A 25,198-nucleotide genomic window follows, 5' to 3' on the forward strand; every position below is an offset into this window, starting at 1 on the left:
CGCAGATGGACGAAGATTGGCGGCAAAGGCGAAGGCTACTTTTTCTTCACGGGCACCAGGCGCACTTCGCGGAAGTCTCCCAGCGCTTCCTTGATCTTCCCCTCTGAGCGTAATTCGAGAGTCGCCTCGCCGCTGGGCAGCTCGATCGTGCCGAATTCCGCTTTCTTGTGCGTCTGCCACGAGCCGGTCGTCGGCACCTTCCCTTTTAGCTCATGCTTTCCGACGGCAACGACAAAGGTATTGTCGGCCGAGGCGTCCGCGCACGACCATTCGAACCACAGTTCGTACTTGCCTGGCTTCACGTGGGTCAATTTCCACACGGCGTGATCGTTCGCGCTGTTCCACCAACCGAGCGCCCGATCCTCGGCCATGTATTCGAGCGTCTTTCCGTAGACTTCGCACTTGCTGGCCGGCAATGTCAGCGCACCGTCCGCGGCCGGCACGATCGTCTCGGGATGGTTGCCTTTGAACTTCTTGGGTTCCTCAGCCCGGGCAATGCAGGTCGCACTGAGGACCATAGTCACGACAACGAAACGCCCGAGTCTCCGCAACAACATGGCAACTCTCTTTCGGCAGGCAGTAGGGGGAGGAGCGTAGCTGGTCATTAAACGACCAAACGAGGCACAATTGTTATACACAAATGCGGAATAGTAAGAGTCCGCATGTTCAGGGCGGGCATATTGGCCGAATTCCGACCTGATTATTGGCGCGATTTCTGTGTCTTGCTAAAGTCGATTTACCGCAAGTCCTTCACGAGGTTTATAGAGCAAGAAGCCCGGCGCCTTATTAGGGTACGCGGTACGGAACAGCAGACAAGCTCGGGCGGCTTTTGCCCGCCATGGGCGCGAACAGCCGGGTCGTAATCCGTCATCGGTTCGTCTCAGACCGTTAGGGGCATACACGCGGTTCACCCGTGCATGCCCTCGGCTAGCCGCCAGACCGCGACCGGCAGAGGTCGGACCGCCGAGCAGCAGCTTACGCCGAACAGCGATGAGCAACTGGCCTTCCCCGAAGAGTAAAGACCTTGAGTAAGGATATTTCTATGCGTGTCCGACAAGCATTGGTGCCAACCGTTTTGAGTTTTGTTCTTTTGGGTTCCCAGGTAGTAGCGCGGGCGACCCAAATCGTGGGAACGTTTAACTCGCTTCGCTCGACGACAGCGAACTTCCTGATGGGAGACTACACGCACGAGGCCCAGGCCGCGTTTGATACAAACTTTCCCAATGCCACGATCGAATCCACTTCGACCCTGACCACGCAGTTCCTCTCCGGTATCAATACCCTGGTCATCGGCTCGCCCAGCACCGAGAGCACAGGTATCACGCCCCTCTCGACAAGCGAACAATCGGCGCTTTTGAACTTTGTGCTTGCCGGTGGCAATGCCTTTCTGATTGCCGATGGTTATATACCTTACACAGCGGCTGCCGAATCATTCGTTAAGCCGTTCGGTATGACGATCGTCGACGACGGTCTGAGCGGAGTCCTCTACGCGACTCCAACGACGCAATCGAACCCAGTCATCAACGGCCCCTTCGGCGATGTGACGACGATCCCGTTGTACGGTGCCGGAATCATTACAAACCTTGGTCCGTACGCCACGACCTTGGCAACGATGAATGCGTTGAATAAGCCGGTTCTGGCCGAGATTCCGGCTCACGCACTCGGTCCAACAAGCGGTCGAGTGCTGATCGTTACCAACGCGGCGTTCATGATGGATGACGCAGCCGGCGGATTCTTCTCACAAGATCCGCAACTGTTTCTTAACGCCATGAACTACGCGTTGACGCCCGAGCCAACGAGTTTGGCCCTCGCGACCGTGGCACTAGCGGGGTTTGCTGTTGCCGGGATGCGCGGCAGATTTCGGCATCCAAGCGCGCATTGATCGACGCAGTTCCCAGGCAGCGAACGCAGAAGAGCCAGCGCCTAGATCAGCTCGGTGATTGGTCGGCGATCTTCCAAGACGTAGCGTGGCCGGCCGGAAAGGTCGGCAAACGTCTGCGAGGGATCGATGTCCAGGTGCCGGTAGATCGTAGCCAGAATATTTTCCGGGCCGTACGGAGATTCGACCGGCGTTTCGCCCTTGCTATTGGTCGCGCCGACGATGCCGGTCTTCAACCCGCCGCCGGCCAGCAGGACGCTCATGGCCGATCCCCAGTGGTCGCGGCCGGCATTACGATTCACGCGCGGCGTGCGGCCAAATTCTCCCATTGCGACCAGCAGCACGTCGCGATCCAGGCTGCGCGAGAAGAGATCGCGTACCAGGGCGCCCATGGCCGTGTCGTACATCGGCCCGCGGTCGCGCATGGCTTTGGCGATCTGCTGATGATTATCCCAGCCCGGGAAACGCACGGTCACGCAGGTCACACCGGATTCGACCAGGCGACGCGCCAACAACAGCGATTGGCCGATGTCGGTCATGCCATACTTTTCGCGCGTTTTATCCTTTTCGCGATTTAGGTCGAAAGCCGCTTGCGCCCGCGGCCCGGTGACCATTTCCAGCGCCTGGCGAGTGAAATCGTCGATCGCTTCGGACGAGCGTTCCAGATCCATGATGCGGCGCTGCGAATCGAGCGCCGTGAGCAGCGTGCGCCGATCTTCCAGCCGATCCACGCTCAGCCCTGTCGAGAGGGCCAGGTTGCGGACGGCGAAGTTCTTCTTGCCGGGATCGGTGATCGTTTCGAAAGGATTGTAGGCCGTGCCCAGGTAGGCCGCGCCGCCGTTACGCATGATCCGCGGCAATGCGACGTAGGCGGGCAGCCCCGGTGCATTCGCGCCGTGCAAACGTGCCGCGACCGAACCGAAGCTGGGCATCTCGTTCAGGCCGGCCTTTTGACCGCGCTTCAGATAGCCGGTCTGCGTCAAATGGCTGGAAGGATCGTGCGCGTTCGACGCGTGACGCACCGAGCGAACGATCGCCACCTTGTCCAACAGGCGCGCTTGCTGCCGCATGTGTTGGCTGAGGAACACGCCCGGCAGGTTGGTCTCGACCGCTTCGAGCGGACCGCGAAATTCGATCGGCGCGTTCGGCTTAGGGTCGTACGTCTCGAAGTGTGACGGGCCGCCGCCGAGTTCGACGAAGATCACCGCTTTGCCCGACCGTGCAGCGCTCGACGTGGGATGCGCGTCCTGCGAAGTGGCCGTTGCCTCAGCGCCGGCTTGCAGCCGCAGCAGATCGGCCAGCGAAAGCCCCCCCAGGGCCAAGGCCCCGGCTCGCAGAAAGCTGCGTCGATCGACGCCATCGCAATAACGAGTCGCGCGACCAAAAAGAGTGAGCATCGTAACGCTCCTGCGATTGAGCAAGACGGCCGGTCGATTTCGGGCGGGACGCGAACGGGGCCGGATGGAAAAACTGGTGGGAAACGACCACCCCGTTCAGCGGTTGATTCTAGCCGAACCGCGGAACCAAAGTCCATGCAGCTCGGGCCTGGAATTTCCATCGGCGCGGGATACCGCCACTCTCCAGAGTATTGCCGGCGCCGGTCTGGCCGCCGATCGACCGCCTTACCCCTCGCCCCCCTCGTCGCGCAAGAAGGCTTCTTGCAGCAGGTCGGCCTCGTGGCGGCTGTGCTCGTCGATCCGGCTGAGCAGATCGCCCAGCTCGACGCACACCTTGTCCAGGCTGGTGCGGTCGTCGTTGGCGAGTCGTTCCAGCTTTGCTACCAGGCGATGGGTCTTCTCGCGAAAGTGCTCGTGCTCCTGCTTGAGCGCCGTGATCTTTTCGGCCAAGTTCGGGCTGCACTCCAAGGCGGACGACATGTAGCCGTCGTACTCTTCGAGGTCCATGATGTGGTCGAGATGGCGCTCGAGCGACGCCGCGATAAAGCGCAGGCTGCGCAACTTGCCTGTCAGATCGTTGCCGCGCGGCTCCCAGGTGATCGTCGTTCGTAGGGCGTGGGTAATGTTCGTGAGCAGGTTCTGCTCGAGCAGGGTCTGCCGTGCAATGTCGCGCTGATTCATAGCGACTCTCCGTCGGGGGCTGCGACTGGCTGGCGCCAGTGGAGATGGACTGCGAACTGCGGAAACGATTTGACTCGCAACTGCAACGAACCGGCGACGCCACTTGGCGCGGCGTCACGGCAAGCGTCCTGCCCACTGCAGAAATTATACCGAATCTTTTCAGGGGTCGATCGTAAACTTGGCCGGCATGGTGAATACGGGCGGCAGGTACACTCGGTCGATGGCAAAGGGGTATCCCGCAGGGCAGCTCGGGGCGGCCATGATCGTTCGGGGTATAATTGATAGCCGCGCGTGGCCCGGCGTCGTCACGATCGGCTTTTTCTCAAACACCGGCCCCCGTGTGCTTATGGTGGAACCCTCAGGACCTATCCCGCCCGACGATGATCAGGCCGCGGAAGCCGATGCGCCGTCTGGCGCGGAAAGTCTGCCCGGCACGAGCGGGCCTGTCGGCTTTTCGTACGCCGCGAAGAAGGTCCGCGAGTTCCCACAAACGCCCGGCGTCTACCTGATGAAGGACGCCGCCGGGATCGTGATCTATGTCGGCAAGGCGGTGAATCTGCGCTCGAGGGCTGGTAGCTATTTCCTGAAGGCGGCCGCCGAAGAGCATCGCACGGCCGACCTAGTCCGCGAGATCGCGGACATCGATTTTCTGGAGGCTGATAGCGAAGTCGACGCGCTATTGATCGAGTCGCGGCTGATCAAGGATGTGCAGCCCAAGTACAACCGGGATCTGAAAGACGACAAAAGCTTTCCTTACTTGGAAATCTTCGTGCGCGAAGATTTTCCGCGTGTTGAATTCACGCGCGAGCCACAGGATCGCGGCACAAAGCTGTACGGACCGTTCGCCAGTGCCGGCAGCCTACGCGGTGCGATCCAGGTATTGCAGAAGATTTTCAAATTCCGCACCTGCAGCTTGGACATCGAAGAGGGGGACGAAAAATGGCGCTGGTTTCGCCCCTGCCTGTTGCACAGCATTCAGCAATGCACGGCGCCATGCAACATGCGGATTTCGAAAGAGGAATATCGCCGCGACATTGCTCGCCTGCGCATGTTCCTCGAAGGGAAGAAAGCTTCGCTGTTGAAAGAAATGCGGGCCGAGATGACGGCCGCCGCCACGGAGCTGAAGTTTGAGAAGGCCGCCCGACTGCGCGACGAGATTTACGCCCTCGAAACGCTCGACCGCCGCGGCGAGCTCGATACCCACGTCCAGCCTGAGGTGTTTTACATCGATCCCAAGAAGGGGCTAACGGGACTGAAGAAAGTGCTTAAGCTCGACGTCGCGCCACGCACGATCGAGGGGGTCGATATCGCGCACCTGGGCGGGGGTGAGACCGTGGCCAGCCTGGTGCAGTTCATCGACGGTCTCCCCTTCAAGCCTGGCTACAAGCGATTCAAGATTCGCGGCGTGGGCGGCATCGACGACTTTGCCAGCATCCACGAAGTCGTGGCGCGGCGCTTCAAACGATTGTCGGACGAAGGAGACGTCTTCCCCGATCTGCTGCTGGTCGACGGCGGACGCGGCCAGTTGAACGCGGCGATGGCCGCCTTTAGCGAGCTTTCAATCACGCCGCCGACGGTCATCTCGCTGGCCAAACGCGAGGAAGAGATTTACCTCAACGACCAGCCCGACCCGTTACGGCTCAGCCGGCATTCGTACGCTCTGCGCCTGCTGCAATATGTGCGGGACGAAGCCCATCGTTTTGCCCAGCATTATCACCACATTCTGCGGCGCAAAAGCACCCTCGGCGAGTAGGCAGCGTCCGCGGCAGCCGAATCGGGTTATTCGGCCCGGGGTGATTTTGCTAAGCTGGCGGACGAAATTCTCCGTCGCTGGTCCGAGGATTGCAGCGGGAAGGGCCGGCAGGCGCTCGTACCTTTTCGATGAGATCGTGCGCGCCGAGTGCAATCAGTTGATTTCCATCATTTGTCGACCGCCTTGAGTACCCTGTGAAACCGACCTTCTACGAACGCTACAGCCGGATCATCCTGGCTTCCGTACTGATCGTGTTTCCGGTGCTGGTGTACGGCGCGAACAAGGCGGCCCAGACCAATCGCAACGACGTCCAGGACTGGTTGCCTGCGACCTTCGCAGAGACCAAGGACTACCGCTGGTTCCAGTCGCACTTCGAGAACGAGACGCAGGTCCTTGTCAGTTGGGAAGGAGCCACGCTCGACGACCCGCGCGTCGAAAAATTTGCGCGCCTGGTCGCGCCCCGCTCGAGCGAAGATCACAGTCCGATCGACACGTCGCTCTTTTCCAGCGTACTGACCGGGCCGGAGTTGGTGCATCGGCTGACCGAGCCGCCGACGAACCTGCCGCGCGACGAGGCCATCAAGCGTCTGGCGGGTCTTCTGGTGGGCAAAGACAAAAAACAAACTAGCGCCGTCGTCTCGCTGACCAAGCACGCCCAGGATGACCTGCACTACACACTGGACGAGTTGTATCGCGCCGCAGAGCTGGCCACGGACCTGCCCCATAAACAGATCTACATGGGGGGGCCGCCGGTCGACAACGTGGCGATCGATATGGAAGGGCAGAAGACGCTGCGGCAATTGGCGATTTTTTCGGCGCTGGTCGGATTGGGACTGTCGTATTGGTGTATGCGGCAGTTGTATCTCACGGCGCTAATCATCGCCGGCGCGATCTATAGCGCGTTCATCGCGCTGGCGGCCGTCTACTTCACCGGCAGCACGATGGACGCGATTTTGTATTCGATGCCGCCTGTGGTTTACACAGCCTCGCTGTCCGGCGCGATCCACATCATCAACTACTATCGCAATGCCGTACACGAAGGGGGACTCGCTGGGGCGCCCGGTCGAGCCCTGCATCGCGCCTGGGTTCCCTGCACGCTGTCGGCGGCGACAACGGCTATCGGGCTGGTGTCGCTCTGTACGAGCGAACTGGTGCCGATCCGCTCTTTCGGCTTTTATGCCTCGCTGGGCGTGATGGCGACATTGACGTTGCTGTTTTTGTGCGTTCCCTCGGTATTGCAATTGTGGCCGCCAAGGCTGCCTCCGCCGCCACCGGCTGACCCGTTGGAAAACACGCGTCATCCGTCACTGTTGAATCGCATCGGCCTGCGACTGGCTTGGGGCGTGGTGCGAAACAACGGCTGGATTTGCGTGGCCTTCGCCGTCACGCTGGTCGGGTTCGGCATCGGCACTTGGTGGATCAAGACCTCGGTCAGCATCGGCAACCTGTTCTCGCCCGAGGCGGACGTCGTCAAGGAATACGCCTGGCTCGAGCAGAACCTCGGCGGCCTGGTGCCCACCGAGGTCGTGGTGGTTTTCGACAACCACACGAACAAGATGAAGTTCCTCGATCGGCTGGAACTGGTCGATCGCATACAGCAGCATTTGCAATCGCTGCCCGAGGTTTCGAGCACGATGTCCGCGGCCACGTTTACTCCGCCACTGCCGGCCGACCAGCCAGCACCGCCATCGGCCAAACGATCGGGCGGGGCCTTCGGCCGGATGCTGATGCGCAATCCCGACTATGTTCGTCGGGACGTCTTTAACAAACAGCTTTCCGAACATCGTCGCGACTATGAGCTGGGCGATTATCTCAGCCGCGATACGGCCGATGGTAAGGACGAGGATCTATGGCGCGTCAGCCTGCGCCTCATCGGCAGCGAAGACATCGATTACGGCCAGTTCGTCAGCGTGATCCGCCGCGAGATTCAACCGATCCTCGACGCCGAGAAGGAGAAGCATGTCGAAGGGGTGTCGGCCGTCGTGACCGGCGTCACGCCCGTCGTTTACAAGGCGGAGCGGGCATTGCTCGAAGGATTGGTCGAAAGTTTCTTCATGGCCTTCGTGATCATGGCCGCGGTGATGGCGATTGTCTATCGCAGCGTGCCGGCCGGGCTGCTCGTGATGTTCCCCAACGTGTGGCCGATGGCCCTGGTCTTCGGCATCCTCGGCTACAGCGGCGCCATTGTCGATATCGGCACGATGATGACCGCCAGCGTCGCGATGGGAGTCTCGGTCGACGATGCCGCGCACTATATTACCTGGTTTCGTTACGGCATCGCCAAAGGTTACGACCGCCGCACGGCCGCGATTTACGCTTATCGCAATGCCGCGGTGGCGATGGCGCAAAGCTCGATCATCGTCGGCTTTGGGCTGGCCGTGTTCGGTCTCAGTTCGTTTGTGCCGACCAAAATGTTCGGCCTGCTGATGTTGCTGCTGCTGACCTGGGGGCTGTTCGCTGACCTGGTGCTGATGCCGGCGGTTCTGGCCGGACCGCTGGGACGATTCTTTACGCACGGCATCAAGCCACTACCGGTCGACGCGCCGGCCGAAGAAGAGACGATGGCCACGGTCAGTAAGTAGCGCTGGTGACGGATCGCTATTCGATCCAACCGCCGCCCAGTACACGATCGCCTTCGTAGCAGACGGCCGCCTGACCCGGTGCTACGCCATGCTTCGGCTCGTCGAGCGTCGCTATGAAGCGGTCAGGGCCTGTCGGTTCGACCGTGGCGGCGACGGGCTGGCTGAGGTAGCGAATCTTCACGTGGCAGCGAAACGGCGCGGCCGGCAGATCGACCAGCCAATTCACATCGCGCGCTGTCAGCCGATGGCAAGCCAGTTCCTCGTGCGTACCGATCACGACGCGTCGCGCGTCGCGCTCTAATCGCACCACGTAACGCGGCGTGCCGAAGGCGATGCCCAGCCCCTTGCGCTGACCGATGGTGAAATTCTCGAGCCCCTCGTGCCGGCCGACGACCTGGCCGTCGGTGGTGACGATCTCGCCCGAGAGATCGACGTCGCCGCGCCGCCGACGCACGAAATCGGCATAGTCGTCGGTCACGAAGCAGATTTCCTGGCTATCCTGCTTGTCGGCCACGCGCAAACCCAGCTCGCGCGCCCGAGCCCGGATTTCGCTCTTCGGAAAATCGCCGATCGGCAGCATTACCCGGCGGAGAATCTCGCGCTTTACGCCGAACAGCACATACGACTGATCCTTGGTCGGGTCGACCCCGCGCAGTAGAGCAGGTGTGTCACCTTCGTTCGTACGCACGAGTCGCGCGTAATGTCCGGTGGCGATGAAGTCGGCTCCGACGCTGTCGGCATAGTCGGCCAGTGTGCCGAACTTCAACCAGTTGTTGCACATCACGCAGGGGTTGGGGGTGCGGCCGGCCGTGTACTCGTCGACGAAGTAATCCATGATCCGGCCGAAGTCGTCGCGAAAGTCGAGCGCATAGAACGGGATGTCCAAGCGATCCGCGACGCGCCGCGCGTCGGCCGCGTCACTGGCCGTGCAGCATCCTTGCTTGTGACCCAAGCGATTGGAAAGAATTGGCAGCGAGTCGCCAGCAGAGCCTTCGGCGGTCGTCGCGCAGGCCGTTTCGGTCGTCTCGCCATGCCGCATGAAGACGCCGATCACTTCGTGGCCATCTTCGCGCAGTAGATGCGCGGCCACGCTGGAATCGACCCCACCCGACATTGCTAACACGACACGCGACATTTCGTACCACTTGCTGCGAACAAACTGCTCGCCGACCCAAACTTATCCCTTGATCACGCCGATCGGCCGCATGCGAACCACTTTCTTCGCCAGTTGCGCCCGATGGACGACGTCGACCACGTGGTCGACGTTCTTGTAGGCGTCCGGCTGCTCCTCGGCCAGCCCCTTCCAACTGCGGGCTCGGGCAATCACGCCGCGGGCTGCCAGCTCGGCATCGATGCGCCGCCCCTCGGCGTGTTTGATCGCGGCCGTACGGCTCATCACTCGTCCGGCGCCGTGACAGGCCGAACCGAACGTCTGCTGCATACTACCATCCTGCCCCGCCAGGACCCAGCTTGCCCGCCCCATGTCCCCCGGAATGATCACCGGCTGACCGATGGCGCGATACATGTCGGGCACCTCGGGATGCCCCGGCGGGAAGGCGCGGGTTGCCCCTTTGCGATGCACCCACACCCGCTTCGCGCGACCATTTACCAGGTGCTCTTCAAACTTGGCGATATTGTGCGCCACGTCATAGACCAGGCTCATCCATAGCGATTCCCACGAACGGCCGAAGACCGTCTGGAACACCTCGCGTGCTTGATGCATCAAGAGCTGCCGGTTGCACCAGGCGTAATTCGCGGCCGCCCGCATCGCTCCCAGATAGCGTTCGCCCTCGGGGCTGTCGATCGGCGCGCAAACGAGTTGCCGATCGGGCAGCGCGATGCCGTACTTCTCCGGCGCGCCGCGCAGATCGCGCAATGCATCGTCGCACACCTGGTAGCCCAAGCCGCGCGAGCCGGAATGAATCATCACGCAGACCTGGTGTTGCGCGAGCCCCATCGCGGCCGCGGCCTGCTCGTCGAAGACCTCGTCGACGACTTGCACTTCGAGGAAGTGATTTCCCGCGCCCAACGTGCCGCACTGCGCACGGCCTCGTTCCAGCGCTCGCGCACTGACCAGGTCAGGCCGGGCATCGTCGAGACAGCCACGCGCCTCGGTATGGTCGATATCGCTGGGCGTCGCCAGTCCGCGCGGGATCAGCCAGCTTGGCCCTTCGGCCATCAATTGGCGGAGCTCTTGCGGCGAATAGTGATAGCGTCCCTCGCCGCCGACTCCGGCCGGAATTTGGCGAAACAATTCTTCGACGAGCGCCGGCAGTTTCGGCTTCACGTCATCCCAGGCCAGACCGGTGCGCATCAAACGCACGCCGCAGTTAATGTCGTAGCCAACGCCCCCCGGCGAGATCACGCCCCCTTCGTCGGGATCAGTCGCGCACACGCCGCCAATGCAGAAGCCGTAGCCCCAGTGAATGTCGGGCATCGCCAGGCTGGCCAACTGAATGCCGGGCAGGAACGCGACGTTCGCGACCTGCTCAAGCGCCGCGTCCGAGCGAATCGTCTTGATCATCGCTTCGTCGGCATAAACCACGCCATCGACGCGCATGCCTGCCCGATAGCTCTTGGGAATCCGCCAGCAGCAGTCGTTAACGCGCTCGAGCGGTCCGCGGTAAGCCGAGTTGGGCATTGCTCAGTCTCCGCGTTCTTGCCGGGTCGGTTTTTTGTGGCGCGGCGTCGCCAGGCGATTCGCCCTCACCCTGCCCTCTCCCGGAGGCAGAGGGGTTTTTACACTACGACGCGCCGTGGCGGGCGGCGCGGTAGCGGCGGATCAGGGCCGTGGTCGAGCTGTCGTGCGCGAGCTTGGGTTCGTCGGCCGATTTCAATTCAGGAATAATCCGCCCGGCCAGGACCTTACCCAGCTCTACGCCCCACTGATCGAACGAGTCGATATCCCAGATAACGCCCTGCGTAAAGACGCTGTGCTCGTACAGTGCGACCAGCTTGCCCAGCACCTCGGGCGTGAGCCGATCGGCCATGATCGTATTGGTCGGACGGTTCCCTTCGAAGACGCGGTGCGGCACGAGCCAGTCGGGCGTTCCTTCGGCTTTGACTTGCTCCGGCGTTTTGCCGAATGCCAGGGCTTCGGTCTGTGCCAGCAAGTTGGCGGTGAGCAGATCGTGATGATCGCCGAGCGGGTTGAGCGTGTGCAAGAAGCCCAGGAAGTCGCACGGGATGATTCGCGTGCCTTGGTGAATCAATTGATAGAACGAGTGCTGGCCGTTGGTGCCCGGCTCGCCCCAGTAGATCGGCCCGGTGGCATGTTCGACCGGCGCGCCCGAGAGTGTGACATGCTTTCCATTGCTCTCCATCGTGAGCTGCTGCAAGTAGGCCGGAAAGCGCTTCAGATATTGATCGTACGGCAGCACGGCGACCGTTTCGGCGCCGAAGAAATCGTTGTACCAGATCGACAGCAGCCCCATGATCACGGGCAGATTCCGCTCCCACGGCGCGGTGCGGAAATGCTCGTCCATGGCGTGAAAGCCGGCCAGCATGGCGCGGAAATTGTCCGGGCCCACGGCCAGCATCGTCGACAGTCCGATGGCCGAATCCATCGAGTACCGGCCGCCGACCCAATCCCAGAAGCCAAACATGTTGGCCGTATCGATGCCGAACTTTTTGACTTCTTTCTCGTTGGTCGAGACGGCCACGAAGTGTTTGGCCACGGCCGACTCATCCCGCAACGTCTTCAACGACCAATCGCGAGCCGTATGGGCGTTGGTCATTGTCTCGAGCGTGGTGAAGGTCTTCGACGAGACGATGAACAACGTCTCCGCAGCGTCTAGCCCTTGCACGGCTTCGGCAAAGTCGGTGCCATCGACGTTCGACACAAAGCGGAACGTCAGGCTGCGGTCGCTGTAATGACGCAGTGCCTCGTAGGCCATCACCGGGCCCAGGTCTGATCCGCCGATGCCGATATTGATGATGTTGCGAATCCGCCGGCCGGTGTGCCCCAGCCAGGCTCCGCTGCGCAGGCGATCGGCAAAGGCGCTCATCTTGTCGAGCACGGCATGCACTTCAGGGACGACATCCTGGCCGTCGAAGACGATTTTTTCACCCTTGGGCGCTCGCAGCGCGACGTGCAGCACGGCGCGGTTCTCGGTGATGTTGATGCGCTCACCGCGGAACATGGCATCGCGACGCTCGGCGAGGCCGGCGGCGTCGGCCAGTTGCCGCAGCAGTGTCATGGTCTCGGTGGTGACGCGATTTTTCGAATAGTCGAGGTGCAGACCGACGGCATCGACCGAGAATTTATCGGCCCGCGCCGGATCGTCGGCGAAGAGCTGCCGCAGGTGCTGGCCTTTGACCTTTTCGTAGTGTGCCGTGAGTGCTTGCCAGGCGGGTGGCGTCTTGGAATTCTTCTTCGGTGCGTCGTTCATCTTCGATTGATCCGTCGTGATCGCGGGGGGGATCGGGCCGGAGGATGCGTCCGCCGACAGCGTAGCGGTTTGGTCCCACAGGCGAAACCCTCCGCGGAAGGCGTTGGCGTTGTCGCCGGGGCGGCAGTTGGGCGGCAGTGTTTTCAGCTTCTTGACGTTGCCGCCGCCGAGCACGACGTAATCGGGTTCGAGCGCCGCGGAGAGCGTTTTCACGACGTCGTTCACAAGCATGCGCCAGCGTTTCTTGCCGAAGCGTTCCAACCCACGCAGACCGACATAGTCTTCGTACGTTCGCTTGCGATAGCGCAGGTGGGCCAGCTCCATCGGTTCGAGCAGCCCATCGATGACCATCGCCGAGCCGAGCCCCGTGCCGAGCCCAAGAAAGAGCATGCGCCCCCCCTCGAAGCTTCCCAGCGCCTGCATGGCGGCGTCGTTAATGAGCTTTACCGGGCGATTGAAGGCCGTGGCGAAATCGAAACCGACCCAGCCCGGGGCCAGGTTGTGCGGCTCGCCGATCGGTTTGCCGCGCAGTACGGGGCCGGGATAGCCGATCGCGACGTGGTCGTACTGCCAGTCGGCGGCCAACTCTTGCACGCGCGGCACCATGTCCGCGGCCGACAGCGTGGGGCCGGAGGGAAACTTGCGAGGCTCGGTCTGTCCGCTGGCCAGAATTTTGACGTGCGTTCCGCCGACGTCGATCGTCAGAATTTGCATCGCGATGGGCTCCAAGTGCGCGAACGAGCGGCAGACGGTCTTTTGTTCTGATTCTTTGGGAAGCTATTTCAAAACCAGCATGGGGTGCCACTGCTGGCTTGCCCAGCAGTGCGGCTCGGTGGGACGACACTGCTAGACGAGCTAGCAGTGGCACCCGAGTATCGCTCGACACGTGGTTTTGAAACAACTTCCGAGGGCGCCGCGCCGCTCGGACATCATACCTTATTCGTTTTGCTAGATCGGCCAGAGCCAGTTTTCGCTACCGGCCGCGGGCGCTAAGATAGAGCACCAACGTGAAGGAGCACCCCGATGCCGACGATTCAGGTTCATTTTCTGCCGCAGTTGACCACGCCCGAGGCGCTCGCCGGCGCGACGGTGGTCGTGATTGATATCTTGCGCGCGACGACGACGATCACGTATGCCCTGGCCGCGGGCGTGCCGCGCGTGATTCCCTGCGGCGAAATCGACGAAGCAAAACGGACGGCCGAGAAAACTGCGGACGCCGTCGGCGGAGTGCGCCCGCTGTTGGCTGGCGAACGGGGTGGGCTGCCGATCGACGGATTTGATCTGGGGAATTCGCCCCGCGAGTTCACGTCCGAGCGCGTTATGGGAAAAACGCTCGTCTTTACGACCACCAACGGCACGCGAGCGATGCTGCACTGTCGGCAGGGGGCGCGGGTGCTGCTGGGAAGCTTTGTCAGCTTGCACGCGATCGTAACGCAGCTGCGCGACTCCGAAAATGTACATCTGCTGTGCGCGGGAACCGAAGGCGAAATCACGCGCGAGGATGTGCTGGCCGCCGGGGCGATTACGCACGAACTGATGAAGCCGGACGATCCGCTTGCGGCAGGTGCCTGGTCGCGGGTGACGCTGAACGATCAGGCTCGGATTGCGCGAGACGCCTGGCAAGCGGCACTGCCGCCGGCGGAATTGTTTGCCGGGGGTTTGTCGACCGAGTGGCTGGCCAAGACTTTGGCCGAAAGCAAAGGGGGACGTAATCTACACCGCATCGGCTTGAGCCGCGATATTCCCGATTGCGCAGCGCTCGATCGGTTCCCATTCGTGGCCGAGCTGGATTTGAAAGCGTGGGAGATTCGGCAAGCCTGAACCCGAAGCGTCGTACTCGTCAGGGCGGGTCGTTACCGATTCGTGTTTGGATTTCCTGGGAGGGGTCCCCCACGGCTTCGCTCGTTGCCAGCATCACTCCGGCGGGCAACTGGTTGACTACTAGTCCCGCCCAGACGCGAATCTTGGCTTCGGGGAAGAGCTGCCGGGCGCGAAGCAGTTCCTGGCCGTCCAGATCGAGACGGGGATCGTACATCAGCGACGGAATGGCGACGTCGCCGAAGGCGCGCCGGATCCAGGAAATGCGTGGCACGGCGTCGGCGGGCATGAGCCCGGCGGCAAATAGGCAGGAGCCGCCGCCGAATTCCTTGAGCAAATGAACGCGCTGCTCGACCAACGTGCGTGTGCTAGCCAGCTTGGCGACGACAATCGCTATGCACGAGGCAACCAGGAACATAGTTCCCAAACTAAAAACGAGCCGGCGAGATCTTCGTGCGCGGGTTGCCATGACCGTTTGCCTCCCTGCAAAGATGACGGAGCTTCCTCACGATGCTTGCGCTGCGAACTAGCGAGATTACTTCGGCTTGCCAAGCGATGGGAAGAGCGACTTCAGCTTGCGTTCGCGGAAAGGCTTGCCGGACTGATAGAGTCGCAGGCGGGACTGTAGCGATCCCTGGTTCATGCCGGCGCCGTGTTCGATCGCCTTATTCTAGCTACCCGGCGGAGTGGGGAAGAGTGAGGTCCCGGCCTCACAGAGGCCAGTTACAGAAGACGAGGCACAGGTCGCCAGCCCCGGCCCCAGAGTTCGCAGGTCTCCTGGCGTTGACCAGGAAACCTGTGTGTCATTTTCTTCGCAAAAGAGGAGACCCGCGACGAGCAGGGCACCCCACCACGGCCCACCGCTTATCTTTATCGCAGCGGAGCCGGGGGTAGAATGGCCTCATGCCCACCGGCCCTCCCACCCGCCGACGCTGGTTGCGATTTTCTTTGCGAACAATGTTCGTGGTGGTTACGGCGTTCGCGGTCTGGCTCGCGTGGGAATTGAACTTCATCCGCGCCCGCAAGAACATACTCGAGAGCGTTTACGAAGGTCGGTGGTACGCCGATAGCCCTGGAAGAATCTTTAGGCCGGCAGTACCTCCGAAGGCCGAATGGGCCCGGATTCCGTTCTGGCGCCGAGTGCTGGGAGACACCCCCATAGATTTCGTGGTGCTCGGAGTTGGACACACTCCCGAAGATGCAAAGCGCGTGCGAGAACTGATCCCCGAGGCGCAGGTCTACCGGCAATCGGGGCGCACTACGAACTTGATCCGAGAATATTGAATGGATGCAGTTCATATCCCCCAGCACCACAAACTTAAGACAGAATGGCACTCGGTTAAGGATTGTCATTTGGCCGCCAATCTCCGTTTGGATTTACTGCGGGGAATAGTCATGTAGTCGGTCCAGCAGGGCCGGCGCTTCTTGAAACGCGGCTCTTGCCGTCCGGGTCGATTGCCAACGCGGTGGGCTGACACGGTAGCCAGCAGGGCGTTGTACAGCGTCTCGCTGCCGTCTATTGCCATCATCGCGGGCGTGAACGACTCGACCGCCTGCATGGTTCCCTTGATGCTCAATTGTCGCGGCAGCACGTCGTTCCGCTTGGCGGATTCAACCATCGTTCCCCGGATGAGGTTGTAGGCCAGTAGGTGGCACCAGATTTCCTTACGAACCATATCGGGCGTCTTGCATCGCAGCACGTCCATATGCAGGCTGTGCTTGATCGATCGGATATCCAGTTCGCAGTTCCAGCGCGCCCAGTACAGGTCGGCTAGTTCTTTTTGGGGAATCGTCGGATCAGCAATCGTCGTCACGACGATCACTTCTTCTTTGCCGCCGTCCCGGTCCTCTATTGCGAGAGCGAATTCGCGAACCTTTACCGTCGGCGGTAACGCAGCGTGGACCGTCGGGTCTATGTAGCTGCGACCCTGGGGCCGATGCCAGTCAACGATATGATCCTTCGGGCCGAGAACATGGCCGGCCGCGAAATCAACCTGCCGTGTGTGATGGCTTATTGAAACAAGATCAACGCCGACATCCTGAAGCATCGCGACCGTAGCGAAAGAGGGATAGTATCGATCGGCGACCAGCACGTTGCCGCGATTGAGACCGCTCAACATGCTGCGGAGCAAGTTTATCTCGCCAGTGCCTTTCCCCTTGTACTGCGCGAACGCCATGTCGATCACTGCGCCGGTGGCGAGCGAGATCAGGGCAACGGCACGCATGATCGGGAACCCTAACCCCTGCGGCGAACGATTGCTCTGCGGCCATGCCAATTGATTCTCGGGCGTGTCCGGCATCGTGAAGCCAGTACCGTCCGCTAGAAACACTTGTCGGCCGCGCCAGTTCCAAGAACCGTCGGCGTTGTCGTGAACCTTGCGGCCGATCTCTTTGCCCATGCGCTGCATAACAGTCGCTGGGAATCGCGAGCGTGCTTCGCTATAGCTTGACGACGTTGCCGCGCAGGCCGGCAGCCCGGTCGCAACGCGGTGAGCGAGAATTCGGGACACTGCTTCGTTCAGCGACTTGTCTTGCGACAAGCACTGGCTGAGCCAACCCCACAGCGTCACCAAGGGGCAGAAAACGCGATTACGATAGGCGTGTCCTTCACCCTCCAACACGCTCAACACGTACTCGCGGCTAAGCAATCTGCCGAACGGCAAGCCGTTGTCATTTGCAAATCGATCACGAACTGCTTGGAAATCCCTACGCGCCATCCCAAATCCCTTTTGACTAGGGCGGATAAGCGTGCAAGAATGAAGTACCGCAGCATTCTGGCGCTCAACCGCCGGATTGTTGTTCGCCCCGTGTCGGCCCTGCAAGGCTGACCCGGGGTTTTTTGTTGGGCTCATGGCTCCCAACTGCTGCGTACATTCTATAGAAATCGATCCTTTGTGTCCACACACAAAGTGAAGTATTGAATTCTTTTTGGGTGCCCATATACTGTGGTCATGAAAACACCTAAACCCAAGATCGGTCGCCCGGCCACTGGGCAAACTCCCAAGCGTTATTTCCGCATGGATGACGAAGGCTGGGCAGCCGTCGAATCGGCCGCGCGCAATGCCGGAGTCACCACGTCGGAATGGGCAAGGGAATGCTTGCTCAGAGCTGCTAGGCGTAGCGCCAAAGCATGAGCGGAGAACGTAGGAATCGAACCTAGCCGGCCGAAGCCGGTCCCTAACGGGGCGTATAAGGCCCCTGCGCCGCCAAGACGCGGGCCGCTCTCCGAAAAGAACGGATTGATTAGACGGCAGAGATATATCGCATGCGTAATTGGACATCGAAATTATCTTGGCGGTTCGCAGGACTTTTAAGATGCGGCTTGCAGGCGTCTTACACGATGCTGATGGCGGCCGTTAGCTCACGAAGTAGCGATCAAGAAGGCGCAGAGCGCCGAAGCGCAAAGCGACAGGACGATCAAAGCGACACCTCGTATTCGATGCTGTCTGCTGGCGTGCCGCGGACTGTCGCTGGCCCATTTCATTCCAAAATGAGCGCAAGCCCAAGAAGCCACGAACATCGCTCCCATGACGAGGTAATGGAGCAACTTGAGCGGCGGCAGATGTGGTTCAACGGGCTGCTGACGCTGTTCGCTGGAATGGGATTTGGAATTGCAATTTGGCAGGGCTGCCAGATGCGGGACTCGATTTCGCTGACGGAGCGCCAGTTGGAAGCCACGGAGGGGCAACTTGACGCTGTGCAGTTGGACCAAAGACCATGGGTCATGATCCACAATACGAAAATCGGCACGCTTACCCTCGGAAAGCGACCGGAATGCACGAGTGTCATGAACAACGTGGGTAAAACGCCCGCGTGGCTGCTTTTCGATGGCCTTGAGGTTAAGGTCATCGATACTCCCCCTAAGGGAACGGCAATTGACCTCGCGATCTTTGGCGGAGGTCGCACATTCGGGGATGCAAAGTTCGACGACGTCGATCTCCATCTCGTTCCACTTCCGCCCGGCGCTCATCAATCCGGCAGTGCTGCCGACATTCCGGAGATGAAGGAAGAAACGCTTCGGGGAATCGAAAACGGCGACTTGACGCTGGTATTCTTTGCGACAGCCATTTATTTCGACAGCACCGGGGCGCTCCACGTCACTGATGAATGCGGCACCTACGATCACGCCCACAAAGAGTTCTATCGCTATGGTCAACACTGCCGCATGGACTAACCGTGCCCAAATCCCATGCCAAAGCGGCCTGAGACTATTCATCGCGCACCCCCGATTTCCGAGGATGGCGAGCATTCCTTATCCGAGTGCCATTCAAACTTAAGACACTATCTGCCCGCGGCCGTGCTAGACCTTCCCTACGCGGGGGCGGTACACTGGTCGGTTTCCCACGGTTCAGCAGCACCCAGTCTCTCCGCAGCCGCGGCGAGAGGTCAGCGACAAGGCACGACGATGGACATGGACAAACTGGTCTCGCTTTGCAAGCGGCGAGGCTTTCTCTTTCAATCCAGCGAAATCTACGGCGGCCTGAACGGCTTCTGGGATTATGGCCCGTTGGGGACCGAGCTGAAGCGGAACATCAAAGAGGCCTGGTGGCGGGACATGATCACCGGCCACGACGATCTGACCGCCCCGGCCGGCGCGCCGAGCGCGTTTCAGATGGTGGGGCTCGATTCCACGATCATCATGCACCCGCAGATCTGGAAAGTTTCGGGGCATTACGACCTGTTCCACGATTTCATGGTCGATTGCCGAGAGTCCAAGAAGCGCTACCGCCACGATCAGGTGCGCGGACGCTGGGTCAGCTACCGTGATAAGAAAATATTCGTGACGACGATGGCGGAGTCGCATCATGACGACCAAATCAAGCAACGCGCGTTGAAGTTTTTCGGACTGCGAGCAAAGGACGAAGGCGACCTCACGTGGGATGGGCCCGCCGTGTCACTCGCCCAGGTTGCCGCAGTCACCAGCCTGATGAAACAAGTCGAGGATCAATCTGTTGCTGAAGGAATTCGGCTCGATCATTCTCGGGCTGATTTTTCTCAAGTGCTCGGTCCGGACGCCAAGGCGCTCGGTACGCTAACGACGCCGCGCGAATTCAACCTGATGTTCAAGACGACGGTCGGGGCCCTGGCCGGCGAAGAAGGAACGGCCTTTCTGCGCCCGGAAACGGCCCAGGGAATTTTCGTCAATTTCAAGAACGTTGTGGACAGCAGCCGGGTTAACGTGCCGTTTGGCATCGCGCAGGCTGGCAAGAGCTTTCGCAACGAAATCACACCGCGCAACTTTACGTTCCGCTCGCGCGAGTTCGAGCAGATGGAGATCGAGTTCTTCTGCCATCCCAGCCAATCGCCCGAGTGGTACAAGTATTGGCGCGACCGCCGCTACCGCTGGTACACCGACCTAGGATTGGCCGGCGATCGTTTGCAGCTGCGCGATCATGACAAGGACGAGCTGAGCCATTATTCCTGCGGCACAGCCGACATCGAATATGCGTTCCCCTTCCTGCCGCCGGGCGAGTACGGCGAGCTGGAGGGGATCGCCCATCGTGGCGATTTCGATCTGCGCAGCCACATGGAAGGGAAGCTTGTGCGCGAGGGGGATCAACTGGTTGTCGAGAAGGATGCCGACGGTAAGCCGCGCCATCGCGGCAGCGGCAAGGACCTGTCGTACTACGACGACATCACGCGCGAGCGTTTCATACCGCACGTTATCGAGCCCTCGGCTGGCGCGGATCGGGCCACGCTCGCGTTTCTGTGCGAGGCTTATACCGAGGACAAGGTGCCCGACGAGAACGGCAACCCGCGCGAGCGCGTGTTCTTGAAGCTGCACCCGCGGCTGGCGCCCGTGAAAGCGGCCGTGTTCCCACTGGTCAAGAAGGATGGCATGCCCGAGGTGGCGCAGAAGATCTATCGCGACCTGAAGAAGCGATTCAACGTCTATTACGACGAAAAGGGAGCGGTCGGCCGCCGCTACGCCCGGCAGGATGAAGTCGGGACGCCGGTCTGCATTACGGTCGACGGCGAAACGCTGTCGGGCGGGACCGTAACGTTCCGTGACCGCGATTCGCTGAAGCAATGGCGCGTGAAAGTCGACGATTGCGTCAACGAACTGGCAGGGCTGCTACAGACATAAGGAGTGCGGCCCTTCGGGCCATACCGTTAATCAGGCCATTGCTGCGATCGCGGCGACGACGACCATCACGGCGCCGATCGCCGCCTTCGACAGGGTGCCGAATAGCCGGCCCCAAAAGGCGGCGTGTCCCACGCGCCAACTGGCGACCAGGCCGCGACCGCCGTGAAATTCCAGCGCCAGCGCGCCGGCCATAGCGCCGACGGCTCCGCCCAAGATGGCCGCCACGGCCGAGCCGATAATCGGCACCGGCAGCCCGACCATGGCGCCAGCCATCGCACCCAGCATTGCTCCGCCGAGCGCCCCGACGGCGCCGCGACGTGTTCCGCCGGCGCGATTCGCGGCGGCTGATCCGGCGGCAAATTCGACGGCCTCGCCGCCGACGGCCAGCGCCAATAGCGCGCCCAAGATGATCGGTGCCGTCTCGAGACGCGATTCCGCCGGGGCGAGCCAGGTTACGGCGCAGGCCAGCACCAGGATCAACCAATTGCCGGGCAGGCCGAACAGGGTCATGCACCAACACACGACCAACAGCACACAGTAGATCAGGAACAGCGGCAGGTCGATTAACAGGGTATGCACAGCGTGCCCGCTCCGCCGTTTGCCGCGGCGCTAGGGTGTGTCGGACTGACTCAGATGCATTTTACGTTGCGCGGAATTCGAGTGTCCGGCACGGCCGCGATAGGATATTCGTTACAGCCGCGCAACTCTTCGCCAGAAACTTCGTTGCCCCGGCGCAGCTCCGTAGGTTTTTGCCACGGCGCAAAATAAAACCCACCGGGACGCACCGGCGGGTTGGTGTGCGAAGCGCTTCGCGCGTTGTACGACTTCGAAATAGCGTAGGACCCGGAAGGTGCTACGGACTACTCGGCGCCGGCCAACGGCTCTTTCTTCTCAGTGATCACCGGGCATTGGGTGGCCATCTCCGCGTTGAGCGCGGTGAAGTCTTTCCACTCTTCCGGCAAGTTATCCTCGTGGAAAATGGCTTCCACGGGGCACTCGGGGACGCAAGCTTCGCAATCGATGCACTCATCCGGATGGATGTACAGCATCTGCTCGCCTTCGTAGAAACACTCGACGGGGCACACGACGACGCAGTCCGTGTACTTACAACCAAAACACGGCTCAGCAACAACGTGAGTCATGGGAAACGCTTCTCCTTTCGGCTCACCTACCGCAAACAAAGGGGCCGCAAACAAGGGGGTCTGAATGCGGGGCGCACCATACACGGGGCGCTTACGATCTTTTCCGCCGCCAGACGCTTCCGCCTGCGGTCGCCGGCCATTCAACACGTCCAGGCAGGTATCGTCAAGTACTTGCCGGCGAACAAGTTGACAGCCCGGACACGCTTATCCGCCGAATCATAGGATGCACCCCGAAAGTGGTCAACTGTGGCTAACAAACTGTTTATTTTGTTGTCTCGGGTCGGCTTGCTCCGTTTTTTGATCGGTTTTAGAATCCAATAGTCGGCCCGCGTTCCGGTTACGCCCCCGAACCGTGCGGCCTTTTAGTCTCCGGCAGGGATTCGCCCCGTCCGCGCGCGCGGGTAACGAGGGTACGTCTTCGTGGCACTTTCTGACTTCGACCGAAAACTTCTCGAACGCTGCCTGGGCCGCAAGCCCCGCGCTTGGGAAGACTTCGTTGACCGATATACGGGCCTGGTGATGCACGTCATCAACCATTCGGCCCAAGCCCGGTCGATCCGCTTGTCGAACGAAGATCGCGAAGACCTGTGCGCCGAAGTCTGCATGAGCCTGGTCCGCAAGGACTTCGCCGTGTTGCGACGCTTTCGTGGTCAGAGCAGCCTGGCGACTTATTTAACGGTCGTTGCACGGCGCGTGGTCGTAAAGAATCTGCTGGCCAACAAGGCGCCAGCCCGACTGGCCGCGGTGCCCGCCCACGAGAACGGATTTCCGGCAAGCGTGAACGGCGATTCCGAAGATCGGGTCGTCAATCGCGACGAAGTGGAACGGCTGCTCGAGGATCTGGAAGATCACGAGGCTCACGTCGTGCGGCTGTACCACATCGAAGGCAAAAGCTATCGCGAAATCAGCACCGCCACCGGCGTGCCGGAAAACAGCGTCGGCCCAATGCTCAGCCGGGCGCGTGCCAAATTGCGTCGCGACGACGCGGGGCCCGTGGCTCAGTAGTGTGCAGGCGATCGCTGTGCGCTCGTCGTTAACACTATTGGTGAAAACTCTGTTGGTGTATCCCTAGTGTTCGGTCCGCGCTGACTTATTCGTCGCGCTGGGGACTACGACGCAGCTTCTTCTTCGACGACTCCTCGCGCTTCGTATCGAGGCGGCGTTCCTTCGAGGCGCGCGTGGGCCGGGTCTTGCGCCGCGTTGTGGGACGGACCGCCACTTCGGCCACCATCACACGCAGCTTTTCCAGGCAATCCTCGGCATTGCGCCCCTGATCGCGATAGCGCTGGCTGCTGATCAGCAATTCGCCGGCGGTCGTCACTCGGCTGGCGTAGCGGCGCAGGAACCGCTCGCGCACTTCGGCCGGCAGCGCCGCGCTGTGGGCGACTGGCCAGCGCAAGAGCGCCTTCGAGTTCACCTTGTTGACGTTTTGCCCCCCGGGCCCCGAGCTGCGCGCGTAGGTGAACTCGAACTCGCTTAAGGGAATCTGCAATCGGGAGTTAACAACTAACATCGCGGTTACTTGTACGAAGGCGGCGGAGTACGCGGGGCACAGTCGCTCGAAGGACACAGTCGAACGCGGGTCTCGCCTGTAGTATAGTCCTGGGATATCGAAAGGAGTCGTCCATGCTGGTTCGCTGGCCGTGGCTTTCATTTTTGATCGTGGTAGCGGGCGTCTCTTGCGTCATGCCTGCCGTGACGCGCGCCGCCGACGCTCCGGCGAGCAAGTCGCCCGCGGCTCTGCCGCCGGCCGCTCTGCCGCCCGACCTTGGCACGCGCACAGGGGGCGAGGACTGGCCCTGCTTCCTTGGGCCGACGGGTGATAGTAAATCGAGCGAGCGCGGCATTCTCACCACCTGGCCTCGACAAGGTCCGCCCGTGGTCTGGCAACATCGCCTGGGCACCGGGTACGGCATGCCGTCGATCAGCCGCGGAAGGTTGTTTCAGTTTTCACGCTTTGGCGGACAGGCGCGACTGGAATGCTTGAAAAGCGAAACCGGCGAGCCGCTGTGGAAATTTGAATATCCGACCGAGTACGAAGACCTGTACGGTTATGACAACGGCCCCCGCTGCTCGCCGGTGATCGACGGCGATCGGGTTTACATCTTCGGCGCCGAAGGCATGTTGCACTGCCTGCGCGCGGTCGATGGTGAACCAGTATGGAAGATCGACACGCAAGAAAAGTTCGGGGTCGTGCAGAATTTTTTTGGCGTCGGCAGTACGCCGGTCATCTTTCGCGACTTGCTCGTCTGCCAGATCGGCGGATCGACCGACGCAACACGCAATACGCCGCCCGGGCAACTCGATCGCGTGCGTGGTAACGGCAGCGACGTCGTAGCGTTCGATAAGCTCACCGGCGCCGTCCGTTACCAAACCAGCGACGAGCTGGCCAGTTACGCCGGCCCCACCCTGGCCACGATCGGCGATCGGCCATGGTGCTTTGTATTCGCGCGGGGTGGGCTGCTGGGTTTCAACCCGACCGACGGCAAGATCGATTTTCACTTTCCGTGGCGGGCGACGATTCTGGAAAGTGTGAATGCCAGTAATCCGGTCGTCGTCGATGACCTGGTATTGATTTCCGAAACCTATGGCCCGGGCGGTGCTGTTCTGAAGGTAAAGCCGGGCGGTTACGACGTCGTTTGGAGCGACAAGGATCGTCGCCGCGACAAACATCTGCAGACGCATTGGAACACGCCGGTCCACGTCGACGGTTACGTATACGCATCGAGCGGCCGGCATTCGGAAAATGCCGAAATGCGTTGTGTCGAACTTCGGACCGGCAAAGTGATGTGGAGCCAGCCGGGGCTGGCCCGATCGAGCTTGCTGTATGCCGACGGCCATTTCCTGTTGTTGAGCGAAGGAGGGGATTTGGTGCTGGTGAAAGTGAACCCGGAAAAGTTCGAGCCTTTGGCGATCACCGAACAAGACCCGCCCGCCAACGACCCGCTCGCCGCCCGACAAGCCCCACGAAAGCTGCTCACCTATCCCGCCTGGGCCGCCCCGATCCTGTCACACGGGCTGTTGTACGTGAGGGACCACAACCGTTTGGTCTGCCTGGAACTGATCGCCGAGAAGAAATGAGTGGGCAGTGGGTCTAACACACTAGCCCGAATCGCCAGCGAGGGTCTTCTTCGGCCCCAGGTAGGGTGCGTCTGTGACGCACCAGGATTTGTTTATCCGCAGATTGCGCCGATTTGCGAAGATTAGAAGCCAGGGATCAGAAGAGTGGTGTGTCTCGGACACACCCTACAAGTACTTAGAAAATCCGGCCACGAAAAACGCGAAAAGGCACCAAGAGAAAGTTAGGGAACTGTGCCTAGAGAATTCTCTGCGGCCTCGGTGAACTCTGTGGCGAGAATCTTCTGGCCTGGAAGGGAAAGAGTGGGCGGCTGACAGTCGGCTGGGGCCGTTTTAGAAACGGAGAAAGCGGAACGCAAGCTCAATGAAAAAGAAGAGCGCGCGCGGAA

At 61.0% G+C, this 25,198-nt stretch carries 20 protein-coding genes; 9 read left to right on the forward strand and 11 right to left on the reverse strand.

Going from position 1 to position 25,198, the window contains the following annotated elements:
* Positions 1 to 35 precede the first annotated feature (35 nt).
* Complete coding sequence (locus VGN12_08415) at positions 36 to 557, reverse strand: hypothetical protein (GenBank protein ID HEY4309460.1); 522 nt, start codon at positions 555 to 557, stop codon at positions 36 to 38.
* A 485-nt stretch (positions 558 to 1,042) separates the two neighbouring features.
* Here VGN12_08415 and VGN12_08420 point away from each other — a divergent pair, with 485 nt between their 5' ends.
* Positions 1,043 to 1,882, forward strand: coding sequence for a hypothetical protein (locus VGN12_08420; protein ID HEY4309461.1), 840 nt, complete (start codon positions 1,043 to 1,045; stop codon positions 1,880 to 1,882).
* 41 nt (positions 1,883 to 1,923) lie between these two features.
* Here VGN12_08420 and VGN12_08425 read toward each other — a convergent pair whose 3' ends face one another.
* Together VGN12_08425 and VGN12_08430 are read right to left on the reverse strand one after the other, a co-directional pair.
* Complete coding sequence (locus VGN12_08425) at positions 1,924 to 3,276, reverse strand: DUF1501 domain-containing protein (protein HEY4309462.1); 1,353 nt, start codon at positions 3,274 to 3,276, stop codon at positions 1,924 to 1,926.
* 225 nt (positions 3,277 to 3,501) lie between these two features.
* Complete coding sequence (locus VGN12_08430; GenBank protein HEY4309463.1) at positions 3,502 to 3,957, reverse strand: hypothetical protein; 456 nt, start codon at positions 3,955 to 3,957, stop codon at positions 3,502 to 3,504.
* Between the two features lie 346 nt (positions 3,958 to 4,303).
* On the opposite strand from VGN12_08430, the gene VGN12_08435 reads away from it, so the two are divergent.
* Positions 4,304 to 5,710, forward strand: coding sequence for an excinuclease ABC subunit UvrC (locus VGN12_08435; protein ID HEY4309464.1), 1,407 nt, complete (start codon positions 4,304 to 4,306; stop codon positions 5,708 to 5,710).
* 194 nt (positions 5,711 to 5,904) lie between these two features.
* The gene (locus VGN12_08440) at positions 5,905 to 8,292 is read left to right on the forward strand and encodes an MMPL family transporter (protein HEY4309465.1); all 2,388 of its coding nucleotides are present in this window, start codon (positions 5,905 to 5,907) and stop codon (positions 8,290 to 8,292) included.
* Positions 8,293 to 8,308: 16 nt separating this feature from the next.
* On the opposite strand, the gene mnmA is transcribed toward VGN12_08440, so the two are convergent.
* The 3 genes from mnmA to pgi form a co-directional block, all read right to left on the reverse strand.
* Complete coding sequence (mnmA, locus tag VGN12_08445; GenBank protein HEY4309466.1) at positions 8,309 to 9,427, reverse strand: tRNA 2-thiouridine(34) synthase MnmA; 1,119 nt, start codon at positions 9,425 to 9,427, stop codon at positions 8,309 to 8,311.
* A 42-nt stretch (positions 9,428 to 9,469) separates the two neighbouring features.
* On the reverse strand, positions 9,470 to 10,933 hold the full coding sequence (locus tag VGN12_08450; protein HEY4309467.1) for an RtcB family protein: 1,464 nt from the start codon (positions 10,931 to 10,933) through the stop codon (positions 9,470 to 9,472).
* A gap of 103 nt (positions 10,934 to 11,036) precedes the next feature.
* Positions 11,037 to 13,397, reverse strand: a complete 2,361-nt coding sequence (pgi, locus tag VGN12_08455; GenBank protein ID HEY4309468.1) for a glucose-6-phosphate isomerase — start codon at positions 13,395 to 13,397, stop codon at positions 11,037 to 11,039.
* A gap of 309 nt (positions 13,398 to 13,706) precedes the next feature.
* Here pgi and VGN12_08460 point away from each other — a divergent pair, with 309 nt between their 5' ends.
* Positions 13,707 to 14,504 carry a 2-phosphosulfolactate phosphatase gene (locus VGN12_08460; GenBank protein HEY4309469.1) on the forward strand — a complete coding sequence of 266 codons (798 nt, stop codon included), beginning with the start codon at positions 13,707 to 13,709 and terminating at the stop codon, positions 14,502 to 14,504.
* Between the two features lie 19 nt (positions 14,505 to 14,523).
* On the opposite strand, the gene VGN12_08465 is transcribed toward VGN12_08460, so the two are convergent.
* Positions 14,524 to 14,970 (reverse strand): hypothetical protein, encoded by a 447-nt coding sequence (locus tag VGN12_08465; protein HEY4309470.1) that lies wholly within the window; start codon positions 14,968 to 14,970, stop codon positions 14,524 to 14,526.
* Positions 14,971 to 15,404: 434 nt separating this feature from the next.
* Between VGN12_08465 and VGN12_08470 the strand changes: the two genes are divergently transcribed.
* On the forward strand, positions 15,405 to 15,785 hold the full coding sequence (locus VGN12_08470) for a hypothetical protein (protein ID HEY4309471.1): 381 nt from the start codon (positions 15,405 to 15,407) through the stop codon (positions 15,783 to 15,785).
* A 65-nt stretch (positions 15,786 to 15,850) separates the two neighbouring features.
* On the opposite strand, the gene VGN12_08475 is transcribed toward VGN12_08470, so the two are convergent.
* Positions 15,851 to 17,497, reverse strand: a complete 1,647-nt coding sequence (locus VGN12_08475) for an IS4 family transposase (protein ID HEY4309472.1) — start codon at positions 17,495 to 17,497, stop codon at positions 15,851 to 15,853.
* 269 nt (positions 17,498 to 17,766) lie between these two features.
* On the opposite strand from VGN12_08475, the gene VGN12_08480 reads away from it, so the two are divergent.
* A complete protein-coding gene (locus VGN12_08480; protein ID HEY4309473.1) occupies positions 17,767 to 18,675 on the forward strand; it encodes a hypothetical protein in 909 nt (302 codons plus the stop codon).
* A 237-nt stretch (positions 18,676 to 18,912) separates the two neighbouring features.
* Positions 18,913 to 20,589: a glycine--tRNA ligase gene (locus tag VGN12_08485; GenBank protein HEY4309474.1), complete on the forward strand. Its 1,677-nt coding sequence runs from the start codon at positions 18,913 to 18,915 to the stop codon at positions 20,587 to 20,589.
* Positions 20,590 to 20,619: 30 nt separating this feature from the next.
* Here the strand turns inward: VGN12_08485 and VGN12_08490 are convergent, their stop codons facing one another.
* Both VGN12_08490 and VGN12_08495 read right to left on the reverse strand, forming a co-directional pair.
* Positions 20,620 to 21,168 carry a DUF456 family protein gene (locus VGN12_08490; protein HEY4309475.1) on the reverse strand — a complete coding sequence of 183 codons (549 nt, stop codon included), beginning with the start codon at positions 21,166 to 21,168 and terminating at the stop codon, positions 20,620 to 20,622.
* 281 nt (positions 21,169 to 21,449) lie between these two features.
* On the reverse strand, positions 21,450 to 21,731 hold the full coding sequence (locus VGN12_08495; GenBank protein ID HEY4309476.1) for a ferredoxin family protein: 282 nt from the start codon (positions 21,729 to 21,731) through the stop codon (positions 21,450 to 21,452).
* A gap of 420 nt (positions 21,732 to 22,151) precedes the next feature.
* Between VGN12_08495 and VGN12_08500 the strand changes: the two genes are divergently transcribed.
* Entirely contained in the window at positions 22,152 to 22,736 is a 585-nt protein-coding gene (locus VGN12_08500) for a sigma-70 family RNA polymerase sigma factor (protein ID HEY4309477.1), read from the forward strand.
* 85 nt (positions 22,737 to 22,821) lie between these two features.
* On the opposite strand, the gene arfB is transcribed toward VGN12_08500, so the two are convergent.
* Positions 22,822 to 23,244, reverse strand: coding sequence for an alternative ribosome rescue aminoacyl-tRNA hydrolase ArfB (arfB, locus tag VGN12_08505; GenBank protein ID HEY4309478.1), 423 nt, complete (start codon positions 23,242 to 23,244; stop codon positions 22,822 to 22,824).
* Positions 23,245 to 23,357: 113 nt separating this feature from the next.
* Here arfB and VGN12_08510 point away from each other — a divergent pair, with 113 nt between their 5' ends.
* Complete coding sequence (locus VGN12_08510) at positions 23,358 to 24,812, forward strand: PQQ-binding-like beta-propeller repeat protein (protein ID HEY4309479.1); 1,455 nt, start codon at positions 23,358 to 23,360, stop codon at positions 24,810 to 24,812.
* The last annotated feature ends 386 nt before the right edge of the window (positions 24,813 to 25,198 follow it).

The sequence above is a fragment of the Pirellulales bacterium genome, assembly GCA_036499395.1.
Lineage (GTDB): Bacteria > Planctomycetota > Planctomycetia > Pirellulales > JACPPG01 > JACPPG01.

Bases quoted from the DNA above. Each gene is read 5' to 3' on its own strand.
- VGN12_08415 (HEY4309460.1), bottom strand. From the start codon at position 557: ATGTTGTTGCGGAGACTCGGGCGTTTCGTTGTCGTGACTATGGTCCTC.
- VGN12_08420 (HEY4309461.1), top strand. From the start codon at position 1,043: ATGCGTGTCCGACAAGCATTGGTGCCAACCGTTTTGAGTTTTGTTCTT.
- VGN12_08425 (HEY4309462.1), bottom strand. From the start codon at position 3,276: ATGCTCACTCTTTTTGGTCGCGCGACTCGTTATTGCGATGGCGTCGAT.
- VGN12_08430 (HEY4309463.1), bottom strand. From the start codon at position 3,957: ATGAATCAGCGCGACATTGCACGGCAGACCCTGCTCGAGCAGAACCTG.
- VGN12_08435 (HEY4309464.1), top strand. From the start codon at position 4,304: ATGGTGGAACCCTCAGGACCTATCCCGCCCGACGATGATCAGGCCGCG.
- mnmA (HEY4309466.1), bottom strand. From the start codon at position 9,427: ATGTCGCGTGTCGTGTTAGCAATGTCGGGTGGGGTCGATTCCAGCGTG.
- VGN12_08450 (HEY4309467.1), bottom strand. From the start codon at position 10,933: ATGCCCAACTCGGCTTACCGCGGACCGCTCGAGCGCGTTAACGACTGC.
- pgi (HEY4309468.1), bottom strand. From the start codon at position 13,397: ATGCAAATTCTGACGATCGACGTCGGCGGAACGCACGTCAAAATTCTG.
- VGN12_08460 (HEY4309469.1), top strand. From the start codon at position 13,707: ATGCCGACGATTCAGGTTCATTTTCTGCCGCAGTTGACCACGCCCGAG.
- VGN12_08465 (HEY4309470.1), bottom strand. From the start codon at position 14,970: ATGGCAACCCGCGCACGAAGATCTCGCCGGCTCGTTTTTAGTTTGGGA.
- VGN12_08470 (HEY4309471.1), top strand. From the start codon at position 15,405: ATGCCCACCGGCCCTCCCACCCGCCGACGCTGGTTGCGATTTTCTTTG.
- VGN12_08480 (HEY4309473.1), top strand. From the start codon at position 17,767: ATGCGTAATTGGACATCGAAATTATCTTGGCGGTTCGCAGGACTTTTA.
- VGN12_08485 (HEY4309474.1), top strand. From the start codon at position 18,913: ATGGACAAACTGGTCTCGCTTTGCAAGCGGCGAGGCTTTCTCTTTCAA.
- VGN12_08495 (HEY4309476.1), bottom strand. From the start codon at position 21,731: ATGACTCACGTTGTTGCTGAGCCGTGTTTTGGTTGTAAGTACACGGAC.
- arfB (HEY4309478.1), bottom strand. From the start codon at position 23,244: ATGTTAGTTGTTAACTCCCGATTGCAGATTCCCTTAAGCGAGTTCGAG.
- VGN12_08510 (HEY4309479.1), top strand. From the start codon at position 23,358: ATGCTGGTTCGCTGGCCGTGGCTTTCATTTTTGATCGTGGTAGCGGGC.